Source organism: Kribbella sp. VKM Ac-2571 (assembly GCF_004362255.1).
Taxonomy (GTDB): domain Bacteria; phylum Actinomycetota; class Actinomycetes; order Propionibacteriales; family Kribbellaceae; genus Kribbella; species Kribbella pratensis.
The window spans coordinates 223,081-248,627 of the sequence record NZ_SNWS01000012.1; the positions used below are offsets into that span (position 1 = coordinate 223,081).

At 67.8% G+C, this 25,547-nt stretch carries 28 protein-coding genes; 11 read left to right on the top strand and 17 right to left on the bottom strand.

Annotated elements, in window-relative coordinates; genetic code table 11:
• Positions 1-7: 7 nt before the first annotated feature.
• Complete coding sequence (locus EV651_RS26025) at positions 8-847, bottom strand: ABC transporter permease (RefSeq protein WP_133787868.1); 840 nt, start codon at positions 845-847, stop codon at positions 8-10.
• A 14-nt stretch (positions 848-861) separates the two neighbouring features.
• Positions 862-1,710, bottom strand: coding sequence for an ABC transporter ATP-binding protein (locus tag EV651_RS26030; RefSeq protein WP_133787869.1), 849 nt, complete (start codon positions 1,708-1,710; stop codon positions 862-864).
• A gap of 154 nt (positions 1,711-1,864) precedes the next feature.
• Here EV651_RS26030 and EV651_RS26035 point away from each other — a divergent pair, with 154 nt between their 5' ends.
• Entirely contained in the window at positions 1,865-2,710 is an 846-nt protein-coding gene (locus EV651_RS26035) for a GbsR/MarR family transcriptional regulator (RefSeq protein WP_133787870.1), read from the top strand.
• Here EV651_RS26035 and EV651_RS26040 read toward each other — a convergent pair.
• On the bottom strand, positions 2,654-3,760 hold the full coding sequence (locus EV651_RS26040; RefSeq protein ID WP_238157194.1) for an NAD(P)/FAD-dependent oxidoreductase: 1,107 nt from the start codon (positions 3,758-3,760) through the stop codon (positions 2,654-2,656). The genes EV651_RS26035 and EV651_RS26040 overlap by 57 nt on opposite strands.
• A gap of 68 nt (positions 3,761-3,828) precedes the next feature.
• Positions 3,829-4,596, bottom strand: coding sequence for a hypothetical protein (locus EV651_RS26045; protein WP_238157195.1), 768 nt, complete (start codon positions 4,594-4,596; stop codon positions 3,829-3,831).
• A gap of 56 nt (positions 4,597-4,652) precedes the next feature.
• Here EV651_RS26045 and EV651_RS26050 point away from each other — a divergent pair, with 56 nt between their 5' ends.
• Complete coding sequence (locus EV651_RS26050) at positions 4,653-5,063, top strand: DUF4440 domain-containing protein (RefSeq protein ID WP_133787872.1); 411 nt, start codon at positions 4,653-4,655, stop codon at positions 5,061-5,063.
• On the opposite strand, the gene EV651_RS26055 is transcribed toward EV651_RS26050, so the two are convergent.
• Positions 5,060-5,881, bottom strand: a complete 822-nt coding sequence (locus EV651_RS26055; protein ID WP_133787873.1) for a SigB/SigF/SigG family RNA polymerase sigma factor — start codon at positions 5,879-5,881, stop codon at positions 5,060-5,062. The genes EV651_RS26050 and EV651_RS26055 overlap by 4 nt on opposite strands.
• Before the next feature lie 284 nt (positions 5,882-6,165).
• Between EV651_RS26055 and EV651_RS26060 the strand changes: the two genes are divergently transcribed.
• Positions 6,166-6,399, top strand: a complete 234-nt coding sequence (locus EV651_RS26060) for a DUF397 domain-containing protein (protein ID WP_133787874.1) — start codon at positions 6,166-6,168, stop codon at positions 6,397-6,399.
• Between the two features lie 226 nt (positions 6,400-6,625).
• Here EV651_RS26060 and EV651_RS26065 read toward each other — a convergent pair whose 3' ends face one another.
• A complete protein-coding gene (locus EV651_RS26065; RefSeq protein WP_238151293.1) occupies positions 6,626-6,844 on the bottom strand; it encodes a hypothetical protein in 219 nt (72 codons plus the stop codon).
• Entirely contained in the window at positions 6,841-7,035 is a 195-nt protein-coding gene (locus tag EV651_RS26070) for a hypothetical protein (RefSeq protein ID WP_130381785.1), read from the bottom strand. Before EV651_RS26070 ends, EV651_RS26065 begins: the two co-directional genes overlap by 4 nt.
• A 446-nt stretch (positions 7,036-7,481) precedes the next feature.
• Here EV651_RS26070 and EV651_RS26075 point away from each other — a divergent pair, with 446 nt between their 5' ends.
• Positions 7,482-8,354, top strand: a complete 873-nt coding sequence (locus EV651_RS26075) for a helix-turn-helix transcriptional regulator (RefSeq protein WP_133787875.1) — start codon at positions 7,482-7,484, stop codon at positions 8,352-8,354.
• 346 nt (positions 8,355-8,700) lie between these two features.
• On the opposite strand, the gene EV651_RS26080 is transcribed toward EV651_RS26075, so the two are convergent.
• Both EV651_RS26080 and EV651_RS26085 read right to left on the bottom strand, forming a co-directional pair.
• The gene (locus tag EV651_RS26080; protein ID WP_133787876.1) at positions 8,701-9,561 is read right to left on the bottom strand and encodes a helix-turn-helix transcriptional regulator; all 861 of its coding nucleotides are present in this window, start codon (positions 9,559-9,561) and stop codon (positions 8,701-8,703) included.
• Between the two features lie 374 nt (positions 9,562-9,935).
• On the bottom strand, positions 9,936-10,562 hold the full coding sequence (locus EV651_RS26085) for a DUF2461 domain-containing protein (protein WP_133787877.1): 627 nt from the start codon (positions 10,560-10,562) through the stop codon (positions 9,936-9,938).
• Between the two features lie 41 nt (positions 10,563-10,603).
• On the opposite strand from EV651_RS26085, the gene EV651_RS26090 reads away from it, so the two are divergent.
• Positions 10,604-11,551, top strand: coding sequence for a zinc-binding dehydrogenase (locus tag EV651_RS26090; RefSeq protein WP_133787878.1), 948 nt, complete (start codon positions 10,604-10,606; stop codon positions 11,549-11,551).
• Here the strand turns inward: EV651_RS26090 and EV651_RS26095 are convergent.
• The 3 genes from EV651_RS26095 to EV651_RS26105 all read right to left on the bottom strand — a co-directional run bounded on the left by EV651_RS26095 (position 11,541) and on the right by EV651_RS26105 (position 13,657).
• Positions 11,541-12,662, bottom strand: a complete 1,122-nt coding sequence (locus EV651_RS26095) for an epoxide hydrolase family protein (RefSeq protein WP_133787879.1) — start codon at positions 12,660-12,662, stop codon at positions 11,541-11,543. The two genes, EV651_RS26090 and EV651_RS26095, sit on opposite strands and share 11 nt — an antisense overlap.
• Positions 12,663-12,690: 28 nt before the next feature.
• Complete coding sequence (locus EV651_RS26100; protein ID WP_238157196.1) at positions 12,691-12,963, bottom strand: hypothetical protein; 273 nt, start codon at positions 12,961-12,963, stop codon at positions 12,691-12,693.
• A 406-nt stretch (positions 12,964-13,369) separates the two neighbouring features.
• Complete coding sequence (locus EV651_RS26105; protein ID WP_133787881.1) at positions 13,370-13,657, bottom strand: DUF1905 domain-containing protein; 288 nt, start codon at positions 13,655-13,657, stop codon at positions 13,370-13,372.
• A gap of 84 nt (positions 13,658-13,741) precedes the next feature.
• On the opposite strand from EV651_RS26105, the gene EV651_RS26110 reads away from it, so the two are divergent.
• Positions 13,742-14,254 carry a GNAT family N-acetyltransferase gene (locus tag EV651_RS26110; protein ID WP_133787943.1) on the top strand — a complete coding sequence of 171 codons (513 nt, stop codon included), beginning with the start codon at positions 13,742-13,744 and terminating at the stop codon, positions 14,252-14,254.
• Here EV651_RS26110 and EV651_RS26115 read toward each other — a convergent pair.
• The 5 genes from EV651_RS26115 to EV651_RS26135 form a co-directional block, all read right to left on the bottom strand.
• Positions 14,208-15,182, bottom strand: coding sequence for a cation diffusion facilitator family transporter (locus EV651_RS26115; protein ID WP_133787882.1), 975 nt, complete (start codon positions 15,180-15,182; stop codon positions 14,208-14,210). The genes EV651_RS26110 and EV651_RS26115 overlap by 47 nt on opposite strands.
• The gene (locus tag EV651_RS26120; RefSeq protein ID WP_133787883.1) at positions 15,179-15,580 is read right to left on the bottom strand and encodes a helix-turn-helix transcriptional regulator; all 402 of its coding nucleotides are present in this window, start codon (positions 15,578-15,580) and stop codon (positions 15,179-15,181) included. Before EV651_RS26120 ends, EV651_RS26115 begins: the two co-directional genes overlap by 4 nt.
• Before the next feature lie 162 nt (positions 15,581-15,742).
• Positions 15,743-17,341 carry an ABC-F family ATP-binding cassette domain-containing protein gene (locus EV651_RS26125; protein ID WP_133787884.1) on the bottom strand — a complete coding sequence of 533 codons (1,599 nt, stop codon included), beginning with the start codon at positions 17,339-17,341 and terminating at the stop codon, positions 15,743-15,745.
• Positions 17,342-17,457: 116 nt separating this feature from the next.
• Complete coding sequence (locus EV651_RS26130; RefSeq protein ID WP_133787885.1) at positions 17,458-18,867, bottom strand: HAMP domain-containing sensor histidine kinase; 1,410 nt, start codon at positions 18,865-18,867, stop codon at positions 17,458-17,460.
• Positions 18,868-18,869: 2 nt separating this feature from the next.
• A complete protein-coding gene (locus EV651_RS26135) occupies positions 18,870-19,553 on the bottom strand; it encodes a response regulator transcription factor (RefSeq protein ID WP_133787886.1) in 684 nt (227 codons plus the stop codon).
• Between the two features lie 166 nt (positions 19,554-19,719).
• Between EV651_RS26135 and EV651_RS26140 the strand changes: the two genes are divergently transcribed.
• The 5 genes from EV651_RS26140 (at position 19,720) to EV651_RS26160 (ending at position 25,513) form a co-directional block, all read left to right on the top strand.
• A complete protein-coding gene (locus tag EV651_RS26140) occupies positions 19,720-21,516 on the top strand; it encodes an ABC transporter substrate-binding protein (protein WP_133787887.1) in 1,797 nt (598 codons plus the stop codon).
• A gap of 5 nt (positions 21,517-21,521) precedes the next feature.
• Positions 21,522-22,499, top strand: coding sequence for an ABC transporter ATP-binding protein (locus EV651_RS26145; RefSeq protein ID WP_133787888.1), 978 nt, complete (start codon positions 21,522-21,524; stop codon positions 22,497-22,499).
• Positions 22,496-23,509 (top strand): ABC transporter ATP-binding protein, encoded by a 1,014-nt coding sequence (locus EV651_RS26150; RefSeq protein WP_133787889.1) that lies wholly within the window; start codon positions 22,496-22,498, stop codon positions 23,507-23,509. The genes EV651_RS26145 and EV651_RS26150 overlap by 4 nt, the downstream gene beginning before the upstream one ends.
• Positions 23,510-23,624: 115 nt before the next feature.
• Positions 23,625-24,551 carry an ABC transporter permease gene (locus tag EV651_RS26155; protein ID WP_133787890.1) on the top strand — a complete coding sequence of 309 codons (927 nt, stop codon included), beginning with the start codon at positions 23,625-23,627 and terminating at the stop codon, positions 24,549-24,551.
• Between the two features lie 2 nt (positions 24,552-24,553).
• Positions 24,554-25,513 (top strand): ABC transporter permease, encoded by a 960-nt coding sequence (locus EV651_RS26160; RefSeq protein ID WP_133787891.1) that lies wholly within the window; start codon positions 24,554-24,556, stop codon positions 25,511-25,513.
• Positions 25,514-25,547: the final 34 nt, after the last annotated feature.

Here is a 25,547-nt window from a genome sequence, read left to right on the forward strand (position 1 = left end):
GGCTCCATCATGCGACTCGTTGCAGAGCACGTTCACGACGCTCGGCGACCTTGGAGCCGGACTCTCGGCGAGCCATTCGCCCCAGTACGACGGGCGCGAGCAGCAATCCGGCGACGGCCCAGATCCCGAGGACTGCTGCCGTCTCCAGGTGGCGCCACGACTCGCCGACCTCGACCACGACCGCTTCGCCGGGGAGGAGCGCGGACCGCATGCCGAGGCCCATCCAGTAGACAGGCGTGAGCTGGCCGATCCACTCGAGCCATCCAGGCAACGCGGTGATCGGGTAGAAGATGCCGGAGACCGCGATCAGCGCGAGCATCGGCAACTGGATCAGGCCTTGGGAACGCGCGCTGGTGAAGATCGAGCCGAGGATCGCGCCGATCGGCAACGTCGCGACCATGCCGAGCAGCAGTATCCAGACCAGTGTGAACCAGTGCGCGGATCCGAGCGCGAGTCCTTCGACGAGGAACAGACCCGGGATCAGGAGGATCGCGAGATCCGCCAGCAGCCCGCCCGCGACCGACACGACTTTGCCGATGAGGTAGCTGACCATGCCGTTCGGAATGGCCTTGGCGCGCAGCAGCGTGCCGTCCTCGCGATCGGCGGTGAGCTGCTGGCTCATGCTGATCATGCCCATCGCGGCGTTCATCCCGAGGATGCTCGGCAGCGCGAGTGCGCCGAGCAGGAGGCCGGTGGAGCCGAAGTCGCGATGCCGGAGGAAGAAGAGCGCGGCCAGCATCAGCACCGGCCAGAGGAAGTGGCTGAAGAGTTCGGGACCGTTGGTGAAGGACTGCCGCAACTCGATCAGCCCACGTCGCCAGCCCGTCTTCACGCTCGCCGTTTTCACGCTTGCCTCCGCTTTCACGCTTGTTCCCGGACCAGGGTGAGGTAGGTGTCTTCGAGTGAGGCCCGGCGTACTTCGAGTTCGCGGACCGCGTCGCCGTACGTCGCGAAGAGCTCGCGGACGAACCCCGTGGAGTCGGCGGTCGACTTCCGGAACGGTTGACCGTCGACCGACCAGCGGACCTCGTCCTCCCCCGCGATCAGCTCGGTGAGCTGCGCCGTACTGCCGGCGGCGATGATGCGGCCGGCGGCGAGGACGAGGATGCGATGCGCGAGTTTGCTCGCCTCGTCGAGGTCGTGGGTGGTCAGCAGGATCGTCGTACCCTGCTCGGCCGCGAGCCCGCGCACCAACTCGTGGAACTCCGACCGCGCCTCGGGATCGAACCCGGTCGTGGGCTCGTCCAGGAACAGTACGTCGGGGCGGCCAACGATCCCGATCGCGACATCGAGCCGCCGGCGCTGGCCGCCGGACAGCGTCTTGATCTTCTGGCCGGTGTACGGGGTGAGGCCGACGGCGTCGAGAAGCTCGCCGGTCGGCCAGGCGCGTCGGTACGGCGCGTAGTACGAGCCCAGGTGGTGGAGAAGCTCTCCAACACGCCAGTTGCCGTGGTCGCGCCAGGACTGCAGCACGATGCCGATCCGCGACCGCCAACGCTCGTCACCCGCGGCCGGGTCGACGCCGAGCACCTCGACGCGGCCCGCCGAGCGGAGCCGGAAGCCTTCGAGGATCTCGATCGTCGTACTCTTCCCGGCGCCGTTCGGACCTAGCAGTGCTAGCACCTCGCCGGGGCGTGCGTCGAACGTCACGTCATGCAGGACCTCGCGATCGCCGTACCGCATCCGCAGGCCGTCCACTGTCAGAACCATGCCATAGAAACTATGTTGCGTTCACTGGATCGGCAATCGTCAGACTCCATGGCGAGCTCGTGAAACCCTGTAAAACATGGCATTCTGTGCAATGAGATTGTGAGAGAACGCAACTCGTTGCAATGAGCTGACAGTGAATGCGCGGAGGTTGTCGATGCCCGGAGGCAGGCTGAGTCATCAGGACCGGCTCGACATCGCGGCCGGCCTGGCGGACGGGCTCGGGTACGCCGAGATCGCGCGGCAACTGCAGCGGCCGACGTCGACGATCAGCCGGGAGGTCGCACGCAACGGCGGCGCAGGCGGATACCGGGCCGACCACGCCCACTACGCGACCGCGTCCCGCGCCCGCCGACGCCGCCCCGCGCCCACGGACGCGCGTGGAGATTCGCAGGCGATCGAGCCGCGGCGGGCATACGCCGAGCGGTTCGCCACGATGATGGTCGACGGCGGGCTGCCGCGGATGGCCTCGCGCGTGCTAGCACTGCTATATACATCCGACTCCCCCACGCTGACGGCTGCCGATCTCGTCCGGGCGCTGCGAGTCAGCCCGGCGTCGATCTCGAAAGCGATCGGCTATCTCGAGCGGGTCGGGATGGTGTACCGCGAGCCCGACCCCGTACGCCGGCTGCAGCATTACGTGATCGCCGAGGACGTGTGGCTGAAAGCGTGGGAGGTCAGCGCGCGCACCAACCACAACTGGGCGGCGACCGCAGCTGAGGGCGTCGAGCTCGTCGGGCGCGATACCCCCGCAGGCGAGCGGCTCACGCAGATGGCGGAGTTCTTCGAGCGGCTCAGCGAAGACATGTCCGGCGGCGCCGGCTTTCAGGACTGCCTAGCAGTGCTAGCAGTTCTGTGGGAACCGGATCGCGCTGCGGAACTCGCCGCCCGGCTCGGTTGGCCGGTCGAACGCGTCACCGATGCAGCCGACTACGCGATCAAGGCTTCAGCGCAAGAGAGTGCGGAGCAGACGCCGCGTCAGGCCGCCGTCCGCGAGGCCTAGCTCGACGAGGTCGTCGAACACCTGCTGATCGGCAGCGGCCGCGCGGATACCGCCGTCGAGGATCCGGTCCGATCGGCTCAACTGGGCGACAAGCGCGGTGTCGCGAAGATGCCTGGCGAGCAGGCGAGTCGTGCGCCGGCGGTACGGCGTACCGGCGTCCGACGTCCCCGCCCGCAGCGCGTCGGCGATCGCCCGGCCCGCCAACAGACCGGTCGCGACCGCGTAGTAGATGCCTTCGCCGGTCATCGGATTGATCAGACCGGCCGCGTCCCCAGCAAGCAGCACCGGCCCGCTGCGTGGACGCCACGACCACCCGGCGAGCGGCAGGTGATGACCCCACCACGACTCCCCGCCTTCGGTCGCCCCCGGGAGCAGCGCCTCGAGGTGGTTCAGCAGCTCGGTCCGCGTCGGGCGGGTGCCGGCCAGCAGTTCGCCGTACCCGACGTTCGACCACCCGTCGCCACGGTCGAAGGACCAGGCGTACGACGGTTGCCGACCAGGCCCGTACGCGATCACCTGACTCGCCGCGCGTGCGGCCGGGGTCGGCGCGTAGCCACGGATCGCCAGCGCGACCGGACCAGGTCGCAGACCGAGTTCCCGCCGTACGACGGAATGCGCGCCATCGGCACCGACAACGAAGCGCGCGTCCAGGTCCTCGTCCACGATGACGGATCGGTTCCGGATCTCGAGGCCGCGGACCCGGCGGCGGACGAGCTGCGCGCCGGCCGTCCGCGCGGCCTCGACCAGGCGTTGGTCGAAGACCATCCGCGGGACCACCCAGGTCGGCCGGGACATCTGCCGATCCACGCCGACGTCACCACGATTGAGCACGAACCGCCGTACCGGCGTCCAGTCGTCGAGGATGCCCGTGACACCGACTCCGGCCAGCAGGTCGAGTACGTGCGGGGCGATCCCGTCACCACAGGCCTTGTCCCGCGGGAACTCGTGCCGGTCGAGCAACAACACCGACAAACTCGGATCCGCCGCCAACGCACCAATCGCAGCCGCCGCTCCCGCCGGCCCAGCTCCAACAACGATCACATCCCACACAGGCGCCTCCCCAGCCACAGTCTTCCAGCTCCAGCTAGCGTCCGCGCGGTGCGGCGCTTCGCCCGAGGTCAGGTGCCGGGCCGGCGGCCGGGTTTGTTGGGCCGGCGGGTTGTCGTACGGCGGGGGCGTGGTGTGTGCGGAGTGACCGGGCCCGAGGGAGTGACCGGGCGGGCCTCGTCGAGGTCGACGACTTTCGGGGGTGGTGGGACGAAGACCGGGACGGTTTCCTCCTCGTCGACGACGGGCGGGGCAGGTGGCAGCGGCGCGGCCGGTGGGGCGGGCTTGGCGCGGGCCGCCGACTCCTTGCTCACCCGAGGCTGGACCTTCGCGACCGCGGGGGCGGCGAGCGGGTTGCGAGGCGGCCGGCGGTGCGGGAGGCGGGTGCTCAGTTCGATGCCGAGCGCATCGATCAGTTTGCGGCAGGCAACGATCGAGACGGCGACCGCGAGCACCGTGCAGGCGGCGAACAGGACCGACTGGCCGCCGGACGACCAGTTCGAGGGATCGGTGCGGACCATCGCGGCGATCATCGCGACGACAATCGCGTTGGTGATGCCGAGGGCAACGGCCAGGCCGACCGTCCGGAGCAGTACGCCGCGCTCGAGCCCGACGTCGTCGGCCGCCGCGACCAGACCGGCGATCAGTCCGGCGAGGACGGGCACTGTATAGACAAGCGCGAGCGTGAGTCCTGGGCTCGCGACGAGATAGAAGATGTCGAACACCACCGCGGTGCCGGTCAGCGCGGCGGCGAAGCACACCACCATCGGCGGATACGCGCGCAGAACCGCGACCGCGTCCGCGGGCACGGTCTTGAACATCCGCAAGGCCAACAGCAACGACTCATCCCCTCGTCCTCCCCCCATTGTGCAGTCCCGCCACCACCCTCAGTGAGATGCCCCGCAGCGAGTCGCGGATCGCTAAGGTCGGTGTCGTGGACGAAGAGGTGCGGACAGCGGTCGAGGCGGAGTTGCGGTTGTTGCTACCGCAGGTGCGTGGGTCCGCCGAGGTCGACGTACTGCTGGATCCGGAGTTCGTCGAGGTCGGCGCGTCCGGCCGGCTGTGGGACCGGGCGGCGATCGTTGCCGCGTTGGCGTCCGGGGAGATCACCGACGCAGACCCGATCGAGGCGTACGAGGTCGCCGGCGTTCGACTGGCCGACGACCTCGTACATGTCACCTATGTGTCCCGGCGTACAGGCGGTACGCCGGTCCGCCGCAGTTCGATCTGGCGACGGACCGACGGCACCTGGCGCCTGTACTACCACCAGGGCACTCCGACAGCTGACGGACCAGACAGGGCCTAGGCCGCAGTCTGCACCGGGGCCAGCTTCTCGCGGAGGTCGGTGAGGATCCGGCGGAGGACCCGCGAGACCTGCATCTGGCTGACGCCGATGTCCTCGCCGATCTCCGACTGGGTCCAGCCCTCGACGAAGCGCAGTTGCAGGATGCGCCGGTCCCGATCGCCGAGGTCGGCAAGCACCGGCTCCAGCATCTCGACCGTCTCCAGCTGATCGATGCTCGCATCGTCGTCATCGGCAACGACATCCGCGAGCGTGAGCTCCGCGTCGGCCTCGGCGGGCCGGTCGAGCGACAGCACGTTGAAGCAGCCGCGTGCAGCGAGCGCCTGCTCGACCTCGGTCACCTCGACCTCGAGGTGGTCCGCCAGTTCGGCGGGTGTCGGTTCGCGGTTCAGCTGCTGCTCCAGCTCCGGCAGCTTGCTCGCGATCGTGCCCTGCATCTCTTGGAGCCGGCGCGGGATCCGGACCGTCCAGGCGCAGTCGCGGAAGTACCGCTTCACTTCGCCGCGGATGGTCGGGATCGCGAACCCGATGAACGGGGTGTCCGCCTCCAGGCGGTAGTGATGGGCTGCTTTCACCAGCCCTAGATAAGCGACCTGTTCCAGGTCGTCGGCCTCGGCGCCCCGCCCGCGGAACCGGCGTGCGATGCCCTTGGCCATTTCGAGGTTGAGTTCGACGACCTGTTCGAGAAGTTCTTGCCGCTCGACTTCGTCGGTGCTCGCGGCCCGGCGTTCCATCAGTTCCCGGGTAGCTGCTTCACGGGCGGCCCGATCGGTCGGGGCGCCGCTGCGGGTGGATTCCCGCTCGATGGTGCTCGTAACCATTGGTATGACCTCGCGACTGTCTCGTCACGGCGTGGCACTTCGCTGAACCACGGTCATGCCTACAAGAGCAGTCGTACCCCACATTCTCGAAACTCATGCATGCCGATGCGGAAGCCGTCGAAAACGGTCACCGATCGCGACCGGGAGGCGGCGACCAACGCTCGTTTGACCACGCGAAGATCACAGGACGTAAGGGAGCGGACACACGGACCAAAAGTGTGTACGATGCAGATGCAAGCCCAAATGCACGTGCATATGCCAAGGACGTACGGAAGGTGCAGCTGATGACTGCGATCTACAACGGCATGCCCGGCGACTCGAACAGCGAGCTGATCTGGCGCAAGAGCCGCCGCAGCGGCCCGAACGGAAACTGCGTCGAGGTTGCGAAGCTGCCGGACGGCGGTGTGGCGGTACGCAACTCGCGCTTCACCGAGGGACCGGCGCTGGTGTTCACAAAGGCAGAGATCGAGGCGTTCCTCGGTGGCGTTCAGGACGGCGAGTTCGGCTACCTGATCTGAGCAAGAACCAGCAACAAGGGCAACTCAGAAGCAAGGGCCCCTTCGCCAGGCGAGTGACGAAGGGGCCCTTTCCTGTGCCCTGAGAACATCGGTACGACGACCTGCCGGACGACCTCGAACGACCGTCGGCCGGCGCAGTGCCGCGCGGTCGCTCGACGTACGAAAACGCCAGGACCGACCCTCCGAAGAGAGTCGGTCCTGGCGTTGCCCGAGGGGCGGGTATGGACTACTGGACGGTGAGCGGCCAGAGCTGCTCGCTCGGCAGCTCGGACGCCTTTCCGGTCGCCGCATTGTCAACGGTGATTCGCAATCCGGTGAACTTCGGCGTCATCACTCGCTGGTACCGCGACGCGCGGTCCGGCTCCGCGACGTACTCGGCGATCAGGTGGTCGCCCAGCCAGATCCGCACCATCTTCCGTCCTCCTGTTGCTCTGTCGGTGGTCATGGGGCCAGGCTCACGATCGGGTCGCCGTCGAGTTGGCGAACGCCGCGCAACCAGCCCTCGAAGGCCCAGCGCTGTTGCTCGGGGCAACGCGCGACCAGGTCCTGGATCTCCCGCTCCGTCAGCTCCTCGGGCGCACGTCCGCCTGCCATCGCGGCGGTCTGCTCCACAACCTCACTGTCGTCGTCGTTCATCGACTCGGGTTCCCCAACCAGTCATGCCAACGGGGGGCCGTCGGCGGTCTGTAGGACCGGCCTGCCGGATCACGCGATGTCACTTTTCGCGAGACCCAGCTCACCTTCTGTGCATGAATCAATCATGGCGTCGGCACGCGGCGAATGCAAGCGCCCGATGCACGTGCATCCGCACGTTTTCCATTTTGAGACCAGATCGGGCCACTTTCCGCCTGCATGAGCCTGGATCGACCACCGGCGAACAGTGTTCGACGCCTGCCGGACGGCCTACTATGTACTGACAAAGAAGATTGACCGGGATCGACTAGGCTTACACTCCGTGATCGCTGGTGCGGATACGACGCTCTTTTGTAAGAACTCCGGCAGATCACCGCTCGGGCATGCGATGATGTGCACCTGCGGATGAGGTTGCCGACGAAGACCGCTGGGGCCGCTGGGAGGTGGGTGTGACCGAGTCGGGCGCGCAGAGCGGGCCGACCGCGCTGCGCATCATTCTCGGCGGGCATCTTCGCCGGATGCGGATGGCAGCAGGGATCAGCAGGTCCGACGCGGGGTGGGAGATCCGGTCGTCGGAGTCCAAGGTCAGCCGGATGGAACTCGGCCGCGTCGGCCTCAAGGAGCGCGACGTCCGTGACCTTCTTACTCTGTACGGCGTCGACGACGAGGAAGAGCGCGAGCGCCTCCTCGCTCTGACCCGCGAGGCGAACAACCCCGGATGGTGGCACCGGTACGGCGACGTACTCCCGAGCTGGTTCCACTCTTACCTGGACCTCGAGGCCGCGGCGCAGCTGATCCGTGTCTACGAGCTGCAGTTCGTACCCGGCCTGCTGCAGACCCCCGATTACATCCGCGCCGTGATCCAGTTGGGCCGCGGGCTGATTCCGGCCGAGGAGGTCGAACGGCGGGTCGCGCTGCGAACCAGCCGCCAGAGCATCCTGACCCGTCCGGACCCCGTCCGGATCTGGGCGGTCGTCGACGAGGCGGTGCTCCGTCGGCCGATCGGCGGCGTCAAGGCGATGATCGCGCAGCTCGACCACCTGCTCGAGGCGTCGCAGTACCCGAACGTCACGCTGCAGGTGATGCCGTTCGACGTCGGCGGCCACGCAGCCACCGGCGGCGCCTATAGCATCCTCCGTTTCCCGGAGCAGGATCTCCCGGACATGGTCTACATCGAGCACCTCAGCAGTGCCCTGTACCTGGACAAACTCGAGGATCTCGACCAGTACACGGCCACCATGGAAGCCCTCTGCGTCGCAGCCCCACCCCCCAACAAAACCCGCGACATCCTCACAAACATCAAGAAGGACTTCGAGAGCTGACCGCAGTCCGCTCTGGTCAACTGGTGCGGGTCTTGTGTGGAGAGCGGGACGAGCACGGGCGACAGGGGCCGGCATGCCCGCCCCGCTGATCATGGGGTGCGGCTGATGAAGACGAGGGGATGGCCGGTCAGCTCTTCAAGCAGGTCCAGCCCCGCCCCCGTGATTGGAGCCGGCCCGGTACGGCGGGTTCAGTTCTGCGGTCGCCATGCAACGACGGTACGGAGATCGCGTGGTCACGCACCATTCGAATCTGAGCGGTCCAGTGGTGCCTGATGCGGCCTGTTTCGGCTCGGCGAGGTACCGACGTACAGCTAGAACGCGAGGTTGTGGATAAGGACGCGATTCGTCATTGCGCGATCAGTCCCGCGACGAAGGCGCTGGTGTCACGCGGGCTGAGTGCAGTGGCACGCAGGTGGTCGAAAACCAGGCTGTGACGCTCGACCTCTGCCTCCGATTCCAGGAAGATGTCGCCGGCCACACTCTCCACATAGACGATGTCGGGTGCCACCGCACCGAACTTCAGTTGGACGAACGCACCGAGCATCCCGGGATGAACCCCGCGGTCGAACGGAATCACCTGCAGCGTGATGTTCGGGCGCTCACTCATTTCCAGGAGCCGGCCGAGCTGCGCGCGCATAACAGCACGGCCGCCGACCTCCCTGCGCAATGCCGCCTCGTCGATCACCGCCCAAAGCTCCAGCGGATCTCGACCGTCTCGCGTCCGGCTCAGAATGCGCTGCCGCTCCATCCGGGTCTGCACGCTCAACTCGAACCTGTCGGTGTCTCTCGGCAAACCGTCGGCCAGCGCCGCACGGGCATACTCCTCCGTTTGCAGAAGCCCCGGAACAAACAGCGATTCGTAGTTGTGCGCGACCTTGGCCTCCGACTCAAAGCTGATGTATGCGGCGTAGCTCTGCGACATCACATCCTTGAGCTGGCGGAGCCACCACGGTTGCTTTCCGCCTCGGGCCAGTTCGATGAGTTCGGTACGGCGGGCCTCAGGCACGCCGTACAGGTCGAAGAGGGTCTCGAGAGTGCCGGTGTGCGGCTTGGCCTGGTCCTTCTCGATGCGCCAGAGCGTGCCCTGGTTGACACCGGTGCGTTCCTGGACCAGCTCGCGGGTCAGGCCGGCCTCCGAGCGCAGCGTTCGAAGCTCGGCCGCGAGTCGCCGAAGCCGAACGGTCGGCGGACCGGCTGGTCTCGGCATTTATCCACAACCTCTCGTTTTCGCGGTCGCGAAGGTACGCAGTCTGACTAAACCGACCGATCCACCAACCATGAATCCAGATCCGCTGCATTACGTGTACCTGGATTCGTATGGTACAAGAGTCATTACCCTCCGTACGGTCGTGTCATGGCAACGCTTCAGGCACGAACGGAACGAGGTGGCTCGCAATGATCCTCGGCATGTGGGCGCTCTCCATCGGCACCGCACTCGTCGCGATCCTGATGATCCGCGACATCACCCGCAACCTCAGCGACCGATGAGCCTCACGCAACCACCCCTCCCAACCGACCGCCACATCCGCGTCTGTTCTGGCGGTTCCCCGCGACCCTTCCGGCTCGAGCTGACAGCACCTGTTAGGTGTTGTCCGTCAGCCATTGGATGAGGGGTTGGGTGGCTCGCCAGTCTTTGCGGATTTGGGTGGTTAGGGCTGGGGTGTGGATTACGGGTTCGAAGCCGTAGTTCTTGCTGACGGTGAGGGATTTGTGGCGGAGTAGGTCGATGCGGGGGTGGGCGGGGTCGTAGCCTCGGGGGCTGGTTTTGAGTTTGTCGCCGCCTACGGTCCAGCCTGCCTTCACCAGTTTGGCGAGGAGTTTCTCGAGTTGTTTGCCGCGGCGGTCGTCGTCGATGGCGGTGCGGACGCGGGCCAGACGCTCGGACGACGCCTCGTAGAAACCGGCCGCGACCCGTACGCCGGGTGCGGACACCTGCACGTACCACCCGGTGGCGGGCGCGACGTCGATGAAGGCGCCTTGGTGGGTCTTGTACGGCGTTTTGTCCTTGGCGAACCGCACGTCGCGGTACGGGCGGAACAGTTTCGCCGTACCGAACTCCTCCTCGAGCTCCGCCAGCAGCGCGGCCATCGGCGCCCGGACCGACTCGTCGTAGACGTGCTTGTGCTCCGTCCAGAAGGTCTTGGTGTTGTCCATTTCGAGATCATCGTAGAAGTCCAGCGCCGCAGCCGGAAAACCGGTAAAACTCATGGGGTCACGATAGTTCGCCCGGCAGATCGGACAGACACCCCATGCGCGCAATCCAGGTCACCCGGCTCGGCGGCCCCGAGGTCCTCGTACCGACCGAGCTCGAACCACCGGTCGCGGGCCCCGGCCAGTTGCTCGTCGAGGTCGGCGCGGCCGGCGTGAACTTCGCCGACACCCATCGCACCGACGGCTCGTACCGCGGCGGCGTCACGCTCCCGTTCGTCCCCGGCGTCGAGATCGTCGGCCGTACCGAGACCGGCCGCCGCGTCCTCTCCCCCATCCTCGAGACGGGCGGAGGGTACGCCGAGTATGCCGTGGCGCCGGCGTCCCGCGCGGTCGACGTACCCGAGGAGGTCAGCGACGGGCAGGCGCTCGCGCTGCTCATCCAAGGACTGACGGCCTGGCACGTACTGCGGAACAGCACCCGGCTCCGCGCGGGCGAGTCCGTGCTGGTGAACGCTGCGGCCGGCGGTGTCGGATCGATCGCGGTGCAACTCGCCAAGCACTTCGGGGCCGGCCTGGTCATCGCGACGGCATCGACCGCGGCGAAGCGGGAGCTCGCGCTGGAGCTCGGCGCGGATGTTGCTGTGGACAACAATCCGGACGGCTACGTGGGCCGGATCCGGGAGGTGACCGACGGTGTTGACGTCGTACTGGATTCGACCGGCGGCGCGACGATGCTGGCCGGGCTGGAAACACTCAACGGCTTCGGCCGCCTGGTCAACTACGGCAACGCCGGCCGGGAGGGCCGGCCCAGCATCGACCCGAGTGCGCTTGCCCAACGCAACCTTTCGGTAGCCGGCTTCTGGCTGGTGCCCGCGATGGACGAGCCGGGCGGGTACGTCGAGCCGCTGACCGAGCTGCTCGCCCTCACGGCCGCAGGTAAACTCCGCCCACTCGTCGGCGCCGAGTACCCACTGGAGGAGGCCCGCCGTTCACACGAGGATCTGCTCGCCCGCCGCACCACCGGCAAGCTCGTACTCAAGCCGTGAGAGTCGTGAAGAAGGCACGGATGTCCGCGGCCAGCACCTCGGGTTGTTCGAGCGCGGCAAAGTGACCGCCGTGCGGGTGGCTGGTCCAGCGGACGATGTTGTCGGTGTGGGCGACCTTGTGTCGTAGCGGGATGAAGTTCTCGTGCGCCAGATCGAGGAGCGCCGTGGGCGTCCGCGACGGCTCGGCCGGCTGACCCCAGTACGACGCGTGCGCGCGCTCGTAGTAGATCGCGCCGGACGATCCGCCGGTCCTCGTCAGCCAGTAGAGCATGACGTTGGTGAGAAGCAGGTCCTGGTCGATCGGCGAATCCGACCAGGTCGCGAACTTCTCGGCGATCCACGCCAGCTGCCCCACCGGCGAGTCGGTCAGCGCGTAGGCAAGCGTCTGCGGGCGGGTCGACTGCAGGTCGGCGTACCCCTGCTGCTCAGTCGCGAACTCCTGCTGCCGGTGCCACGACGCCCAGGTCCGCTCGCGCTCCTCTGCATCCAGGGGCGCGAGTTCCGCGAAGGTCGGTTCGGAGGTCGCGCCCGCGCCGGGGATGAGGTTGAGATGTACGCCGATCACGCGCTCGGGATCGATCCGCCCGACTTCGCGGGAGATCGCCGAACCCCAGTCGCCGCCCTGCCCGCCGTACCGCTGGTATCCGAGCCGAGTGACCAGCTCCGTCCACGCCCGCGCGACGCGCTTGAACTCCCACCCTGGCTCGGTGGTCGGGCCGGACAGGGTGAAGCCGGGAATGGTCGGGAGGATCAGGTGGAAGTCGCTCAGCAACTCGGCGACGAAGGTGAACTCGACGATCGAGCCCGGCCAGCCGTGCGTGAGGACGAGCGGGATCGCGTCCGGCGACGACGAGCGGAGGTGGGCGAAGTGGACGACCGCCCCGTCGATGACCGTTGTGTACTGCGGCCACGCGTTCAGCCGTGCCTCGGCAGCCCGCCAGTCGTAACCGTTGCGCCAATAGCCGACCAGTTCCCGCAGGTAGTCCAGCGGTACGCCGCGAGACCAGCCGGCCCCTGGCATCTCCGAGGGCCAACGCACCAGGTCCAGCCGCCGCCGCAGGTCGTCCAGCTCGCTCTCCGGCACGTTCAGCCGAAACGGTTCGATCGTCACCGCGGCACTCTGACACAGGAGGTGCGGGTCAGGCGGTGATTTTCTCGTGGGTGCGGTCGCGGATGACCTTGACCGCGACGGCGGCGATCACGCACAGCACGCCGGCGCTCATCACGACGGTGGTCAGCGTGCTGGCGCCGTTCAGTGCGTTGTCGCAGGCCATCGGCGTGATCCCGGCCGCCGGCCGGAACGCGGAACCGCAGTCGGTCCCGCTCGCCGAAACCGACCGGAACCCGAGCAGCGCGCCGCCGGCCAGCAGCACCAGCCCGGCCGCGCCGAGAATCCTGTTCAGCGAGATCACGGTCAGACCGAATCCGCTAGGGCATGTCTTCCGAGCCCACGCCGTCGCGAGCAGGTGCTCGGTGCGGTGCATCGGCGTGCGGGGGCGAAGGTCTCGATGCGGAGCATCGTGGCCTTTGCACCCGTGCGGCGAGGTGCCGTGCCGAGTGCCGCGCAGTAGGCGTGGGCTCGGAAGACATGCCCTTGTGGTGGGCATGCCGATCGCACGCCCCGTGAGCCCCGTTGCACTTCGATCACTCCTGACGTCGTCGGACCACCCAGGCATCGACGGTACGGTCCGGCCTGCGATGATCCCCACCCGAGCAGCCGGTCAGGATCGATTCTTCACAGAGACCTTACTCAGAACATGACCGGCTGTGACGGTGATCTCAGATCAAACGACGGTGCGGTTCAAGAGGAAGGCACTCTCAACCGAGACGTTCCTCCAGATACACCGTGATCTCGTCCCCCGGCTGCTTGCCGAGCAGCGTCCGCAGCTCGCCCTTCACGGGCAGTTTGTGGGTCCCGTCACCGAGAGCCATGAACGAGCTCTCGAACGGGTGGCCGTCCATCGTGCCGCGCACCTTGACCAGTCCACGCGTCCCGAAGTACGCCGCCGAATCCGGCATCTGCACGTAGGTCCAGCCGCCCTTCGCGTCGCTCTTCAGCAGGGGCGCGGTGAAGGTCTTGTCCAGCTTTCCGGTCTTCTTGCTCACGGTGAGCTCCTCTCTACACAACTGGGTAGAGACTGCGAACGGCGTTTCGACATGTTCCGCCAACCTATTCTGGGAAACGTGCAGATGACGATCCGCCGGGCCGGGCGGGACGACGTACCGGCGGTGCTGGCGCTCCTCGACGGGGCGACCGAATGGTTGGTGGCCCGCGGGCGGACCGACCAGTGGGGTACGGCGGCCCACTCGACGAGCCCGCGGCGGGTCGAGCAGATCACCGGCTTCGCCGACGACGGCGGACTGTGGGTGGGCGAGACGGACGGCCGAGTGGTCGGAGCACTCGCCGTCGGCGCCGCCCTCGACTACGTGCCGCCGGCAACCGAGCCGGAGCTGTACGTGCGGCTGCTCGTGACCGACCGCCTGTCGGCCGGGCAAGACTTGGGCGGGGTCCTGCTCGAGCATGCCCGCGGGCTCGCCCGCGAGGACGGCGCGCGGGTACTGCGGGTGGACTGCTTCGCCGGCGGCGACGGGGCGCTGGTCCGGTACTACGAGAAGCAGGGCTTCACGCGGGACGCCGAGTTCGCCGTACCGCGGGTCAATGATGTGGACTGGCTGGGTCAGGTGCTGGTCCAGCGCCTGTGATCGCGCGGTGAACCACGCCGTGTGAGTCGCTGCAGTGCTCCGGCCCCTGGCTTGCGGTTGCGTGGTCGACCTGCAGCGTCGAGTGCGTCAGATGGTGGCGCTCGGCAAGCACTTCCTCGATCCGGATCCGGATCTGGTGACAGTCGAGACCCTCGGCGACCAGGATGTGCGCGGACGCGGCCGGTTCGCCCGAGGTGATCTCCCAGACGTGCAGGTCGTGCACCTCGACCACGCCCTCGACCGCGCACAGCTCGGTGCCCAGTGCGTGCGGGTCGATCGCGATCGGCGCGGCCTCGAGGAAGATCCGCCCCGAGTCCCGGACCAGGGATACGCCGGCCTTCAGCATCAGTACGGCGACCACGAACGCGGCGATCGCATCAGCGCGCGCGAACCCGGTCAGCAGTACGACGAGACCGGCGATCGCGGTCGCGACGAAGGCGAACAGGTCGTTCAGGATGTGCTGGAACGCGCCCTCGACGTTGAGGCTGGAACGGTTCGCCTTGCTGATCAGCCAGGTCGCGAACAGATTCACCACGATGCCGACGACGCCTGTGATCAGCACCAGCGCACCCTTGACCTCGGGCGGATGGATCAGCCGGCTGACGGCCTCGTACACGAAGTACACGGCGAGCAGCAGCAGCGTGATGCCGTTGGCCTGCGCGGACAGGATCTCGACGCGCTTGAAGCCGTACGTGAACCCACCGGCCGGCGGCTTCGCGGCGAGCCGGATCGCTAGCAGTGCTAGCGCGATGGCGATCGCGTCGGTGAGCATGTGCGCCGCGTCCGTCACCAGGGCCAGCGAACCCGCCGCGAACCCGACGATCACCTCGGCGATCATGAAGCCGACGATCAGCGCAAGCGCACCGCTCAGCAGCTTCCGGTCCGCCGCCGCGCTGACACCGTGCCCGTGCCCGTGGCCGGCACTCATGCTTGCGACCTCTCAGGGTGGACGGCGTCGGTGTGCTCGGTGTGCGCGACCGCGAGATCGAGCAGCATCCGCACGTGGGCGTCGTCGAGCCGGTAGAACGCGTTCCGTCCGTCCCGCCGTACGCCGACCACGCGGTGCGCACGCAGCAACCTGAGCGCGTGGGATGTCGCGGACTCGCTCAAACCGGTGATCGCGGCGAGATCGCAGACGCACAGCTCCCCGTCGAGCAGCGCGACGAGCAGCTTCAGCCGTCGCGGATCACCGAGCAGACCGAACACATCGGCCGTGTCGGCGATGTCCTCCTCGCCCGGCATCCTGGCGTTGACACTCGCCACCCGCTCCGGATCGACCAGACGGACGTTGCAGGCGTCATGCTGCACATCTGCAGAACTGTTCATATGTCCACGGTAGAGCACCTCCCGAAAGCCGGCAACCGCAACCCGAACGGTGAAGGGGGCGCCCCCGAGCGGCGCATCTCGACCAACTTTGTGAAGCCACCAACCACTTCGCCGGCCCAGGAATGACCGGTGGCTTCTCAAAGATGGCAGCAAGCTGGCGGCTCAGGCCAGTGAGACCAGGTCGAGGTAGTCGTCCGACCACAGGTCCTCGGTCGCGTCCGGGAGGATCAGCACGCGGTCCGGGCGGAGCGCCTCGATCGCGCCCTCGTCGTGCGTGACCATCACGATCGCGCCCGGGTAACTGCCGACCGCGCCGAGCACCTCGTCCCGGGACGCCGGGTCGAGGTTGTTGGTCGGCTCGTCGAGCAGCAGGACGTTCGCGCTCGAGTGGACCAGGCCGGCGAGGGCCAGCCGGGTCTTCTCGCCACCCGACAGGACCCCGGCCGGCTTGTCCACGTCGTCACCGCTGAACAGGAACGAACCGAGTACGTTCCGGACCTCGCCGTCGGTCAGCCCCGGCGCGACCGACGCCAGGTTCTGCCGGACGGTGCCGGCCAGGTCCAGCGTGTCGTGCTCCTGCGCGAAGTACCCGAGCCGCAGTCCATGACCGGGTACGACGCGGCCCGCGTCCGGCTCTTCGCGGCCCGCGAGGAGCCGGAGCAGTGTGGTCTTGCCCGCGCCGTTCAGCCCGAGGATGACCACCCGGCTCCCCCGGTCCACGGCCAGATCAACACCGTCGAGGACCTGCAAGGCGCCGTACGACTTCTTCAGACCGACTGCGGACAGCGGCGTCCGGCCGGACGGCGCCGGGGCCGGGAGCCGGATCTTGGCGACCCGTGCGGCTCGGCGTACCGGCTCCAGCCCGGCGAGCAGCCTGTCCGCGCGACGGGCCATGTTCTTGGCCGCCATCGCCGTACTCGCGCCGGCCTGCATCTTCGCCGACTGGGCCTGCAGGATCGCGGCCTTGCGCTCGGCGACCGCACGCTCGCGCTTCCGGCGCCGCTCGTCCACCTCCAGCTGCTCGAGGTACTTCGTCCAGCCGGTGTTGTGGACGTCGATCGTCAGCCGCTGCGGATCCAGGTGGAAGACCCGGTTGACCGTTGCCTTGAGCAACTCGCGGTCGTGGCTGATCACGATCAGGCCGCCGGGGTACGCCAGCAGGAACTGCCGCAGCCACAGCACCGAGTCGGCGTCGAGGTGGTTGGTGGGCTCGTCGAGCAGCAGTACGTCGTGCTGCGCGAACAGGATCCGGGCCAGCTCGACGCGCCGGCGCTGACCGCCGGACAGCTCACCGATCGGCTGCTCGAGGGCACGGTTCGGCAGACCGACGCCGGCCGCGAGCCGCGCCGCTTCCGCCTCCGCCGCATAACCGCCGCCGGCCTGGAACTCGGCTTCGGCGCGCGCGTACGCCGCCATTGCCTTCTCCTGTGCCTCACCGGTGGCCGTACTCATCGCGGCCTCGGCCGCACGGAGCTCCCGTACGGCGACGTCCAGGCCGCGCGCGGACAGGATGCGCGCGGTGACGGTGATCGCGGGATCGGCCGCCCGCGGGTCCTGCGGCAGGTAGCCGACCGACCCGGTCACGGTGACCTGCCCCGCCGCGGGACGCGTCTCACCGGCCAGGGCTTTCAGCAGGGTCGTCTTGCCGGCGCCGTTACGGCCGATGAGCCCGACGCGGTCCCCCGCGCCGACGCTGAACGAAATGTCGGCCAGCAACAACTGCGCACCGACCCGAATATCTACACCGCGAACGGTGATCATGATGGTTACTCTCCGTGGTAGCTAGTGGACACACCTCACCTGCAGAAGCGGGTGCGCCAGCTAGACACAGAGGCAAGTAGCCATGCCCCCAAGGTAACCGCGGCGGGCAAGATCCGTCAGCTGATTTTCGCGGGGAGCTCGACGACGAAGCGGGCACCGCCGCCCTGACGGTCGGTGACCTGGATCGTGCCGTGGTGCCACTGGACGTGGCGGGCGACGATCGCCAGGCCCAGACCCACACCGCGGCCACGGCCCGAGGTCTCGCCGCGACCGAACCGTTCGAAGATCCGGGACCGGTCCTCGACGGCGATGCCCGGTCCGGCGTCGTCGACGGTGATGATCACGCCGAGACCGCCCGCCTCGACACCTACGCCCTTGCAGCCGCCCGCGTGGTCCTCGGCGTTCTCGACCAGGTTCGCGATCACCCGCTCGAGCCGGCGCTTGTCCGCGTGCAACGTGAGCGCCTCGGCCTCCGGCGCGACGACCGTCACCTCCCGCCCGGCGGTCGTGTCGGCCGCGGCCCGGACCAGGTCGGCGATCCGGACGATCTCCCGGCTTCCCCGGTCGCCGCCGTCGTCGCGGGAGATCTCCAGCAGGTCGATCACCAGCCGGCGGAACCGGTCCAGGTCGTCACCGAGCAGTTCGACCGGCTCCCGTACCGCGGCCGGCAGCTCGGCGCGGTGGTTCTGGATCAGCTGCATCGAGTTCAGCATCGTCATCAACGGCGTACGCAGCTCATGACTCACGTCGCCGGCGAACCGGGCGTCCGCCGCCACCCGTCGCTCGAGGTCCGCCGCGGTCTGGTTGAACGACCGCGCCAGGCCGCCGAGATCCTTGTCGTCCTCCGCCGGCAACCGCGCATCGAGCTTCCCGCGCGCGACCGCGTCCGCGACCCGGGCCAGCTCCGCGAGCGGACGCAACGCCAATGTGCTCGCCAGCCGCCCGACCGCGAGCCCGACCAGCGCGGTCGCGATCGCCGCCGCGATCAGGGTGATCTTCATCCGCCGCAGCGTGTCGTCCAGGCTGCCCAGCGGATGCCACTCGAAGAACGCATCCCCCTGACGCCCGATCGGTACGCCGACCGCGAGCACCGGCTGCCCGCCCACCTCGATCCGCCGGTGCACCACGTTGCCGCCGATCGCGCTCTCGATCAGGTCCGGCGGCAGATCGGACGGCTTGCCGGTCATCGCGTACCAATGGTCCTGGAGGTAGAGCATCGAGGCCGCCGCGTCGGTGGACGGCAGGCTGTTCATCACCTCCATCACGGACACCCCGGGCTGCAGCGTCGGGGTTTCGCACTCGACCCGCTCGTGGCTGGGCCGGCACGGCTCCGGCGGACCGAACAGCCCGTACCGCAACGCTGCCCCGTTGTCCGCCGTGATGGTCTCGGCCGCCGACTCGCGCTGCTGCACCAGGTAGTCCGAGACAACGGTCCAGGTCACGATCGACAGCACGGCCGACAACCCGAGCGCCAGCAGGCCGTACGCCAGCATCACGCGGCCTCGGAGGGTGACCCGTCCCAGCAATGTCAGCTCACCAGTCGGTAGCCCAGGCCGCGGGCCGTGACGAGATGCTTCGGGCTGGCCGGGTCGCGTTCGATCTTCAGCCGCAGCCGGCGGATGTGTACGTCGACGATCCGGCTGTCACCGAAATACCCGTAACCCCAGACCTTCGACAGCAACTGCTCGCGGCTCAGCACCTTGCCCTCGGCATTGGCCAGCTCGGCGAGCAGCTTGAACTCGGTCCGGGTCAGCGGCAGTACGTCGCCGTCCCGCGTCACCTCGGCCCCCGGTACGTCGATCCGGAGGTCACCGATCTCCAGCAGGTCCGCCTGCCGCGCGCTGGCCGGCTCGACCCGGCGCAGCAGCGCCCGGATCCGGGCCGACAACTCCTTGGCGACGAGCGGCTTCGTCACATAGTCGTCCGCCCCCGCCTCCAGGCCCGCGACCACGTCGTGACTGTCGGTCCGCGCGGTCACCATGATCACCGGTACGTCGCTCGCGCGGCGGATCTCCCGGCACACCGCGAAACCGTCCCGGTCCGGCAGCATCAGGTCCAGTAGCACCACGTCCGGCGGTTCCCGGCGCAGCGCGGCCAAAGCGTCGTACCCGTTGGCCGCTTCCGCGACCTGGTAGCCCTCGTCCTCCAGGGCAAGCCGCAGTACCCGCCGGATGCGCGGCTCGTCGTCCACAAGCAGCAAGCTGTGTGCCACGGGACCAGTGTCGCTCACCGCCGGGGCGGACGGCGGTTACGGCTGTCATGAATCCGTCATCTTCGCGCGGGCGCCGATTGACATCTGTTTGACGGTTCCGTGACCCCGGTCGCACGCCCGCCCGGGAGTCCTAACTTCGGCGCTATCGAGTCCCGGAGGAGGACCAATGGCCAGAAGACGGCTGGCGGCAGTATCCCTTGCCGCCGTCGCGAGCATCGCGCTCGCGGCTTGCAGCAATGGCGGCGGAACAACGTCCGGATCCGGAGGAGGATCCGCCGGCACACCGGTCAGCGGCGGCACCCTGAACATGCTCGGGTCCGGCGACGTCGACTACATGGATCCGAACGTCAGCTACTACTCGATCGGCTACCTGAACCTGCGGATGTGGAGTCGCCAGCTGTTCACGTACCCGGCCGATCCCGGCACCGACAACACCAAGCCGGTGGCTGATCTGGCCACGGACGTCCCGACCGCCGCCAACGGCGGGATCAGCGCCGACGGGAAGACGTACACGATCAAGATCCGCCCCGGCGCGAAGTGGAACACCACCCCCGCCCGCGCGGTGACCGCCGAGGACATGGTCCGTGGCGTGAAGCGGACCGCGAACCCGGTGCAGCCGTTCGGCGGCATCCCGGACTTCGCCAAGTCGATCGTCGGGTACCAGGCGTTCGCCGACGGGTTCGCGAAGGCACCGAAGACGGTCGCCGGGATCCAGGAGTACATCGACAAGACACCGCTGCCGGGCGTGGTCGCCAAGGACGCGAGCACGGTCGAGTTCCACCTCACCAAACCGGCCACCTACTTCGTCGACATGCTGACGCTGCCCGCCTTCTCGCCCGCGCCGGCCGAGTCGCTGAAGTACCTGCCGGCCAGCACCGAACTCGGCAACAACTTCCCGTCCGACGGCCCGTACAAGGTCGACAAGTGGGTGCCGACCAAGTCGATCACGTACTCCCGCAACCCCGCCTGGGATGCGGCGTCCGACCCGGTCCGCAAGGCGTACGTCGACAAGATCGTCGTGAACGAAACCGTCAGCCAGGACTCGATCCAGCAGCAACTGCAGACCGGGACGCCGAGCGCCGACCTCGAGTTCGACGCCGGCCCGCCGCCGTCGCAGCTGCCCGCACTGATCGCGAAGAAGGACAAGAACCTCAACCTCGGGATGACCGCGTCCAGCAACCCGTACGTCATCTACAACACGGTCTCGCCGAACAACAACAAGGCCCTGCAGAACGTGAAGGTCCGGCAGGCGCTCAACTACGCGCTGAACCGCGACCACATCCTGCAGGTCATCGGCGGACCGACGATCAACCCGCCACTGACCCACGTCCTGCCGGACAACATCGTCGGCTCGAAGCAGATCGACCCGTACCCGAACAACGTGGACAAGGCCAAGCAACTGCTGCAGGAGGCAGGGTTCCCGCACCTGACGCTGAAGTTCCTGTACCGGAACGCCTCCGAGGGCAGCAGCAAGACCTTCCAGACGGTTCAGCAGGACCTGTCCAAGGTCGGGGTCACGGTGGTCGGCGTACCGTCGCCGAACGCGGACTTCTACGTGAAGTACCTGCAGGTGCCGAGCGTCGCGCGGCGCGGGACCTGGGACCTGTCGCTGGCCGGTTGGGGCGCTGACTGGTACGGCAACGCGGCGCTCTCGTTCTTCAACCCGCTGTTCTCCGGTGAGCCGTCGTACCCGCCGATCGGCAGCAACTTCGGGCTGTACAACAGCGCGACCACCAATGGCCTGATCGATCAGGCCATCGCCGCTCCCACTCAGGACCAGGCAGCGGACCTGTGGGCCAAGGCCGACGCGCAGGTCATGGCCGATGCGCCGTTCTTCCCCCTGACCAACCCGAAGAACCCGAACTACCACGCGGCCCAGGTGCACAACGCGGTCTACATCCCGGCCCTGCAGATGTTCGATCCCACGAACGTCTGGCTCGACAAGGACAAGCAGGGCGGCTGAACCTCATGGCCCTACTGGAAGTAAGAGATCTTCGGGTCTCCTTCGACACCCCGGACGGTACCGTCCGTGCCGTCCGGGGGCTGTCGTTCGACGTCGAGGCCGGGCAGACGCTCGCCGTGGTGGGCGAGTCCGGCTCCGGCAAGAGCGTCGCCACCCAGACCATCACCGGCCTCACCCGCGGCGCGAAAGTCTCCGGTACGGCGTACTTCGACGGCACCGACCTGATCACCGCGGACCCGGCGACGCTGCGGCGGCTGCGGGGCGCCCAGATCGGCATGATCTTCCAGGATCCGCTGTCCAGTCTGCATCCGCAGTACCGGATCGGCTGGCAGATCGTGGAGATGATCCGGGCGCACGACCTGACCATCGGCAAGCAGGCGGCCCGGAAACGTGCCGCCGAACTGCTCAGTCTGGTCGGCATCCCGCGGGCAGCGGAGCGGATCGACGACTATCCGCACCAGTTCTCCGGCGGGATGCGGCAACGGGTGATGATCGCGATGGCGATGGCCCTCGACCCGGCGCTGCTGATCGCGGACGAGCCGACCACCGCGCTCGACGTGACGGTCCAGGCCCAGGTGCTGAACGTGATGCGCCGGTTGCAGGAGCAGTTCGGTACGGCGATCATCCTGATCACGCACGACCTCGGCGTGGTGGCCGAGATGGCCGACGAGGTCGTCGTCATGTACGCCGGTGCGGTGATGGAGCGCGCGCCGCGCCGGGACATCTTCTACCGCAATCACCACCCGTACACGCAAGGTCTGCTCGCCTCGCTGCCGGCCCGTAGCGAGGACCGGCTGACCCCGATCCCGGGCACACCGCCCAGCCTGATCAGCCTGCCGAAGGGGTGCCCGTTCGCGGCCCGGTGCTCGCACGTGTTCGACAAGTGCTCGGAACCACCACCGCTGACCGACGTGGGCGGCGACCCACGTCATCAGTCCGCGTGCTGGCTCCCCCACGACGTGAACGAGGCGGTGGCTTCATGACCGACGTACTCCTGAAGGTCGACGACGTACGGAAGGAGTTCCCGACCCATTCCAAGGAGGTTGTGCAGGCTGTCGCCGGGGTCTCGCTGGAGGTGCACAAGGGCGAGACGCTCGGACTGGTCGGCGAGACCGGCTGCGGGAAGTCCTCGCTGGCCCGTTGTATGGCGCATCTGTACGACGTGACGTCGGGCTCGGTGTGGTTCGAGGGCCAGGAGATCAGCAAGCTCTCGCGCAAGGCGATGCGGCCGCTCCGTAGGGACGTGCAGGTGATCTTCCAGGACCCGTACGGCTCACTCAACCCGCGCCGCCGGGTCGGGTCGATCATCGGGGATCCGTTCGCGATCCATGAGATTGCCTCCGGCAACGAACGGAAGAAGAAGGTCCAGGAGCTGATGGAGCTGGTCGGGCTGAATCCCGAGCACTACAACAGGTTCCCGGCCGAGTTCTCCGGTGGCCAGCGGCAACGGATCGGCGTCGCGCGGGCGCTCGCGCTGCGACCCAAGCTGGTGATCTGCGACGAACCGGTGTCGGCACTGGACGTGTCGATCCAGGCGCAGATCATCAACCTGTTGTCGGATCTGCAGCGGGAGTTCGACCTCACCTACGTGTTCATCTCGCACGACCTGTCCGTGGTCCGGCACGTGAGCGACCGGATCGCGGTGATGTACCTGGGCAAGATCGTCGAACTGGCGCCGACCAGCGAACTGTTCGGCCAGACCCGGCACCCGTACACGAGGGCCCTGCTGTCGGCGCTGCCGGTAGCGGACCCGGACACCGCCGACAGCCGCGAGCAGATCATCCTCGGCGGCGACATCCCGTCCGCGACGAACCCGCCGGCGGGGTGCCGTTTCCACACCCGCTGCCCGAAGGCGCGCCTCGACTGCACAGCCGAGGAACCAGTGCTCGAACCGGTCCTCACCGACAAACCCGACCACAGCACCGCGTGCTTCTACCCGTTGACGGTAGGCGAGGACTTGTCCACCGCCGTACCTGACCTGAGGGCATCATGACGGTATTGATGCCACGCCTCCGGCGCGGCGGGTCATGGGGCTGTGACTCCCGGTCTTCCCTCGTCGTTCCGGTCGCTTCGCTCCCTCCACTCCTCAGTCCAGACCGGGAGGCCCCATGACCAGCGCCATCGAGATGGTTGATGTTCTCGACGAGCCGCAGGCGATTGAGGGGCGGAGTCCGTTCTCGCTTGCGTTGCGGCGGTTGCGCAAGGACAAGGTGGCGATGATCTCGCTCGCCGTGATCGTGCTCATCGTGCTGATGGCGATCCTCGCGCCGGTGTTCGCGGCCGTGACCGGGCATCCGCCGAACGAGCAGTACCGCGACCTCGGACTGACACCGGACGGCCTGCCGCGCGGACCGAACGGCACGTTCTGGCTGGGGACCGACGACCTCGGCCGCGACGTCCTGGTGCGGATCGCGTACGGCGCTCGCATCTCACTGCTCGTCGGCGTGATCGCGACCGCCATCACGGTCGTCATCGGCGTCGTACTGGGGCTTGCCGCGGGGTTCCTCGGGGGGATCACCGACACGATCCTGGCGCGACTGATCGACGTGGTGCTGTCCGTGCCGTTCCTGCTGGTGGCGATCGCGCTGGTGTCCGTGACCGGCCCGAGCCTGACCGTCACAGTACTGGTGATCGGCTGCTTCAGCTGGGCGTCGGTGGCCCGGATCGTCCGCGGTCAGGTGCTGTCGCTGCGGGAGCGGGAGTTCGTCGAGGCGGCCCGTTCGCTCGGGGCAGGCGACCGGCGGATCATGTTCGTCGACGTACTGCCGAACGTGATCGCGCCGGTGATCGTCTACACCACACTGCTGATTCCCGTGGTGATCGTGACCCAGGCGACGTTGTCGTTCCTCGGACTCGGCCTGCCGCCGCCGACCCCCGACTGGGGCGGGATGATCAGCGAGTCGCAGAACTACTACACGACCGCGTGGTGGTTCATCCTGTTCCCCGGTCTGGCGCTGCTGGTCACCACGCTCGCCTTCAACCTCTTCGGTGACGGGGTCCGGGACGCCTTCGACCCCCGCGCAGATCGGACCTGATCATGGCCATGTTCCTGATCCGCCGGATCGGTCACGGGATCCTGGTCCTGTGGCTGATCAGCGTGGCGGTGTTCGCCCTGTTCTTCGTTGCTCCGAGCAACGTCGCGCAGACGCTCGCCGGCCGGCAGGGTACGCCGGAGACGATCGCGCTGATCAAGCACCGGCTCGGTCTCGACCTGCCGGTCTGGCAGCAGTACCTGCACTTCCTCGGCAACGCGGTGAAGGGGAACCTCGGGTACGACTACTACCACCAGGTGCCGGTGACACACATCATCGGGCAGGCGCTGCCGATCACGGTGTCGCTGGCACTCGGGGCGGCCGTGCTGTGGCTGGCGCTGGGCGTGTTCAACGGCGTCATCTCGGCGACGCACCCGCGATCGCTGGCGGACCGCGGACTGACGCTGTTCGCGTTGTTCTTCTACTCGTTCCCGTCCTTCCTGCTCGGCCTGCTGTTGCTGTACTTCCTGTACTTCCGGCTCACACTGTCCGGCTTCGGCTGGTTCCCCGCGGGCGGCTACTCGCCGCTCACCGGCGGGGTCGGTCCCTGGTTCCAGCACCTGTTGCTGCCCTGGGTCGCCCTCGCCTTGTTGCTGGCGGCAACGTATACCCGATTGACCCGCGGCTCCATGCTGGACGTTCTCGGTGAGGACTACATCCGGACCGCGCGGTCGAAGGGGATCCGGGAGAGCCGCGTGGTCGTCGTCCACGGCCTGCGCAGCGCACTGACGCCGGTGGTCACGCAGTTCGGCATCGACCTCGGGCAGCTGATCGGCGGCGTGGTCGTCACCGAGACCGTGTTCAGCCTGCCCGGGCTCGGACAGACCGCCGTGGTCGCGATCAACCAGCAGGACCTGCCGGTGATCATCGGCATCGTCCTGTTCGCCTCGGCGGCGGTCGTGGTGGCGAACATCCTCGTCGACATCGGGTACGCCGTACTCGACCCGCGGGTGCGACTGCACTAGCTGTACCGAAGGGCGGGTGGTATGTGGCCCGTCC

What these genes read in the sequence shown, in the direction of transcription:
- EV651_RS26120 (WP_133787883.1), bottom strand. Translation starts at nt 15,580, where the DNA reads ATGAACAGTTCTGCAGATGTGCAGCATGACGCCTGCAACGTCCGTCTG.
- EV651_RS26085 (WP_133787877.1), bottom strand. Translation starts at nt 10,562, where the DNA reads ATGAGTTTTACCGGTTTTCCGGCTGCGGCGCTGGACTTCTACGATGAT.
- EV651_RS26055 (WP_133787873.1), bottom strand. Translation starts at nt 5,881, where the DNA reads ATGGTTACGAGCACCATCGAGCGGGAATCCACCCGCAGCGGCGCCCCG.
- EV651_RS26030 (WP_133787869.1), bottom strand. Translation starts at nt 1,710, where the DNA reads ATGGTTCTGACAGTGGACGGCCTGCGGATGCGGTACGGCGATCGCGAG.
- EV651_RS26070 (WP_130381785.1), bottom strand. Translation starts at nt 7,035, where the DNA reads ATGAACGACGACGACAGTGAGGTTGTGGAGCAGACCGCCGCGATGGCA.
- EV651_RS26125 (WP_133787884.1), bottom strand. Translation starts at nt 17,341, where the DNA reads ATGATCACCGTTCGCGGTGTAGATATTCGGGTCGGTGCGCAGTTGTTG.
- EV651_RS26060 (WP_133787874.1), top strand. Translation starts at nt 6,166, where the DNA reads ATGACTGCGATCTACAACGGCATGCCCGGCGACTCGAACAGCGAGCTG.
- EV651_RS26065 (WP_238151293.1), bottom strand. Translation starts at nt 6,844, where the DNA reads ATGACCACCGACAGAGCAACAGGAGGACGGAAGATGGTGCGGATCTGG.
- EV651_RS26110 (WP_133787943.1), top strand. Translation starts at nt 13,742, where the DNA reads ATGACGATCCGCCGGGCCGGGCGGGACGACGTACCGGCGGTGCTGGCG.
- EV651_RS26080 (WP_133787876.1), bottom strand. Translation starts at nt 9,561, where the DNA reads ATGCCGAGACCAGCCGGTCCGCCGACCGTTCGGCTTCGGCGACTCGCG.
- EV651_RS26115 (WP_133787882.1), bottom strand. Translation starts at nt 15,182, where the DNA reads ATGAGTGCCGGCCACGGGCACGGGCACGGTGTCAGCGCGGCGGCGGAC.
- EV651_RS26150 (WP_133787889.1), top strand. Translation starts at nt 22,496, where the DNA reads ATGACCGACGTACTCCTGAAGGTCGACGACGTACGGAAGGAGTTCCCG.
- EV651_RS26160 (WP_133787891.1), top strand. Translation starts at nt 24,554, where the DNA reads ATGGCCATGTTCCTGATCCGCCGGATCGGTCACGGGATCCTGGTCCTG.
- EV651_RS26050 (WP_133787872.1), top strand. Translation starts at nt 4,653, where the DNA reads ATGCCCCGCAGCGAGTCGCGGATCGCTAAGGTCGGTGTCGTGGACGAA.
- EV651_RS26145 (WP_133787888.1), top strand. Translation starts at nt 21,522, where the DNA reads ATGGCCCTACTGGAAGTAAGAGATCTTCGGGTCTCCTTCGACACCCCG.
- EV651_RS26035 (WP_133787870.1), top strand. Translation starts at nt 1,865, where the DNA reads ATGCCCGGAGGCAGGCTGAGTCATCAGGACCGGCTCGACATCGCGGCC.
- EV651_RS26090 (WP_133787878.1), top strand. Translation starts at nt 10,604, where the DNA reads ATGCGCGCAATCCAGGTCACCCGGCTCGGCGGCCCCGAGGTCCTCGTA.
- EV651_RS26140 (WP_133787887.1), top strand. Translation starts at nt 19,720, where the DNA reads ATGGCCAGAAGACGGCTGGCGGCAGTATCCCTTGCCGCCGTCGCGAGC.
- EV651_RS26155 (WP_133787890.1), top strand. Translation starts at nt 23,625, where the DNA reads ATGACCAGCGCCATCGAGATGGTTGATGTTCTCGACGAGCCGCAGGCG.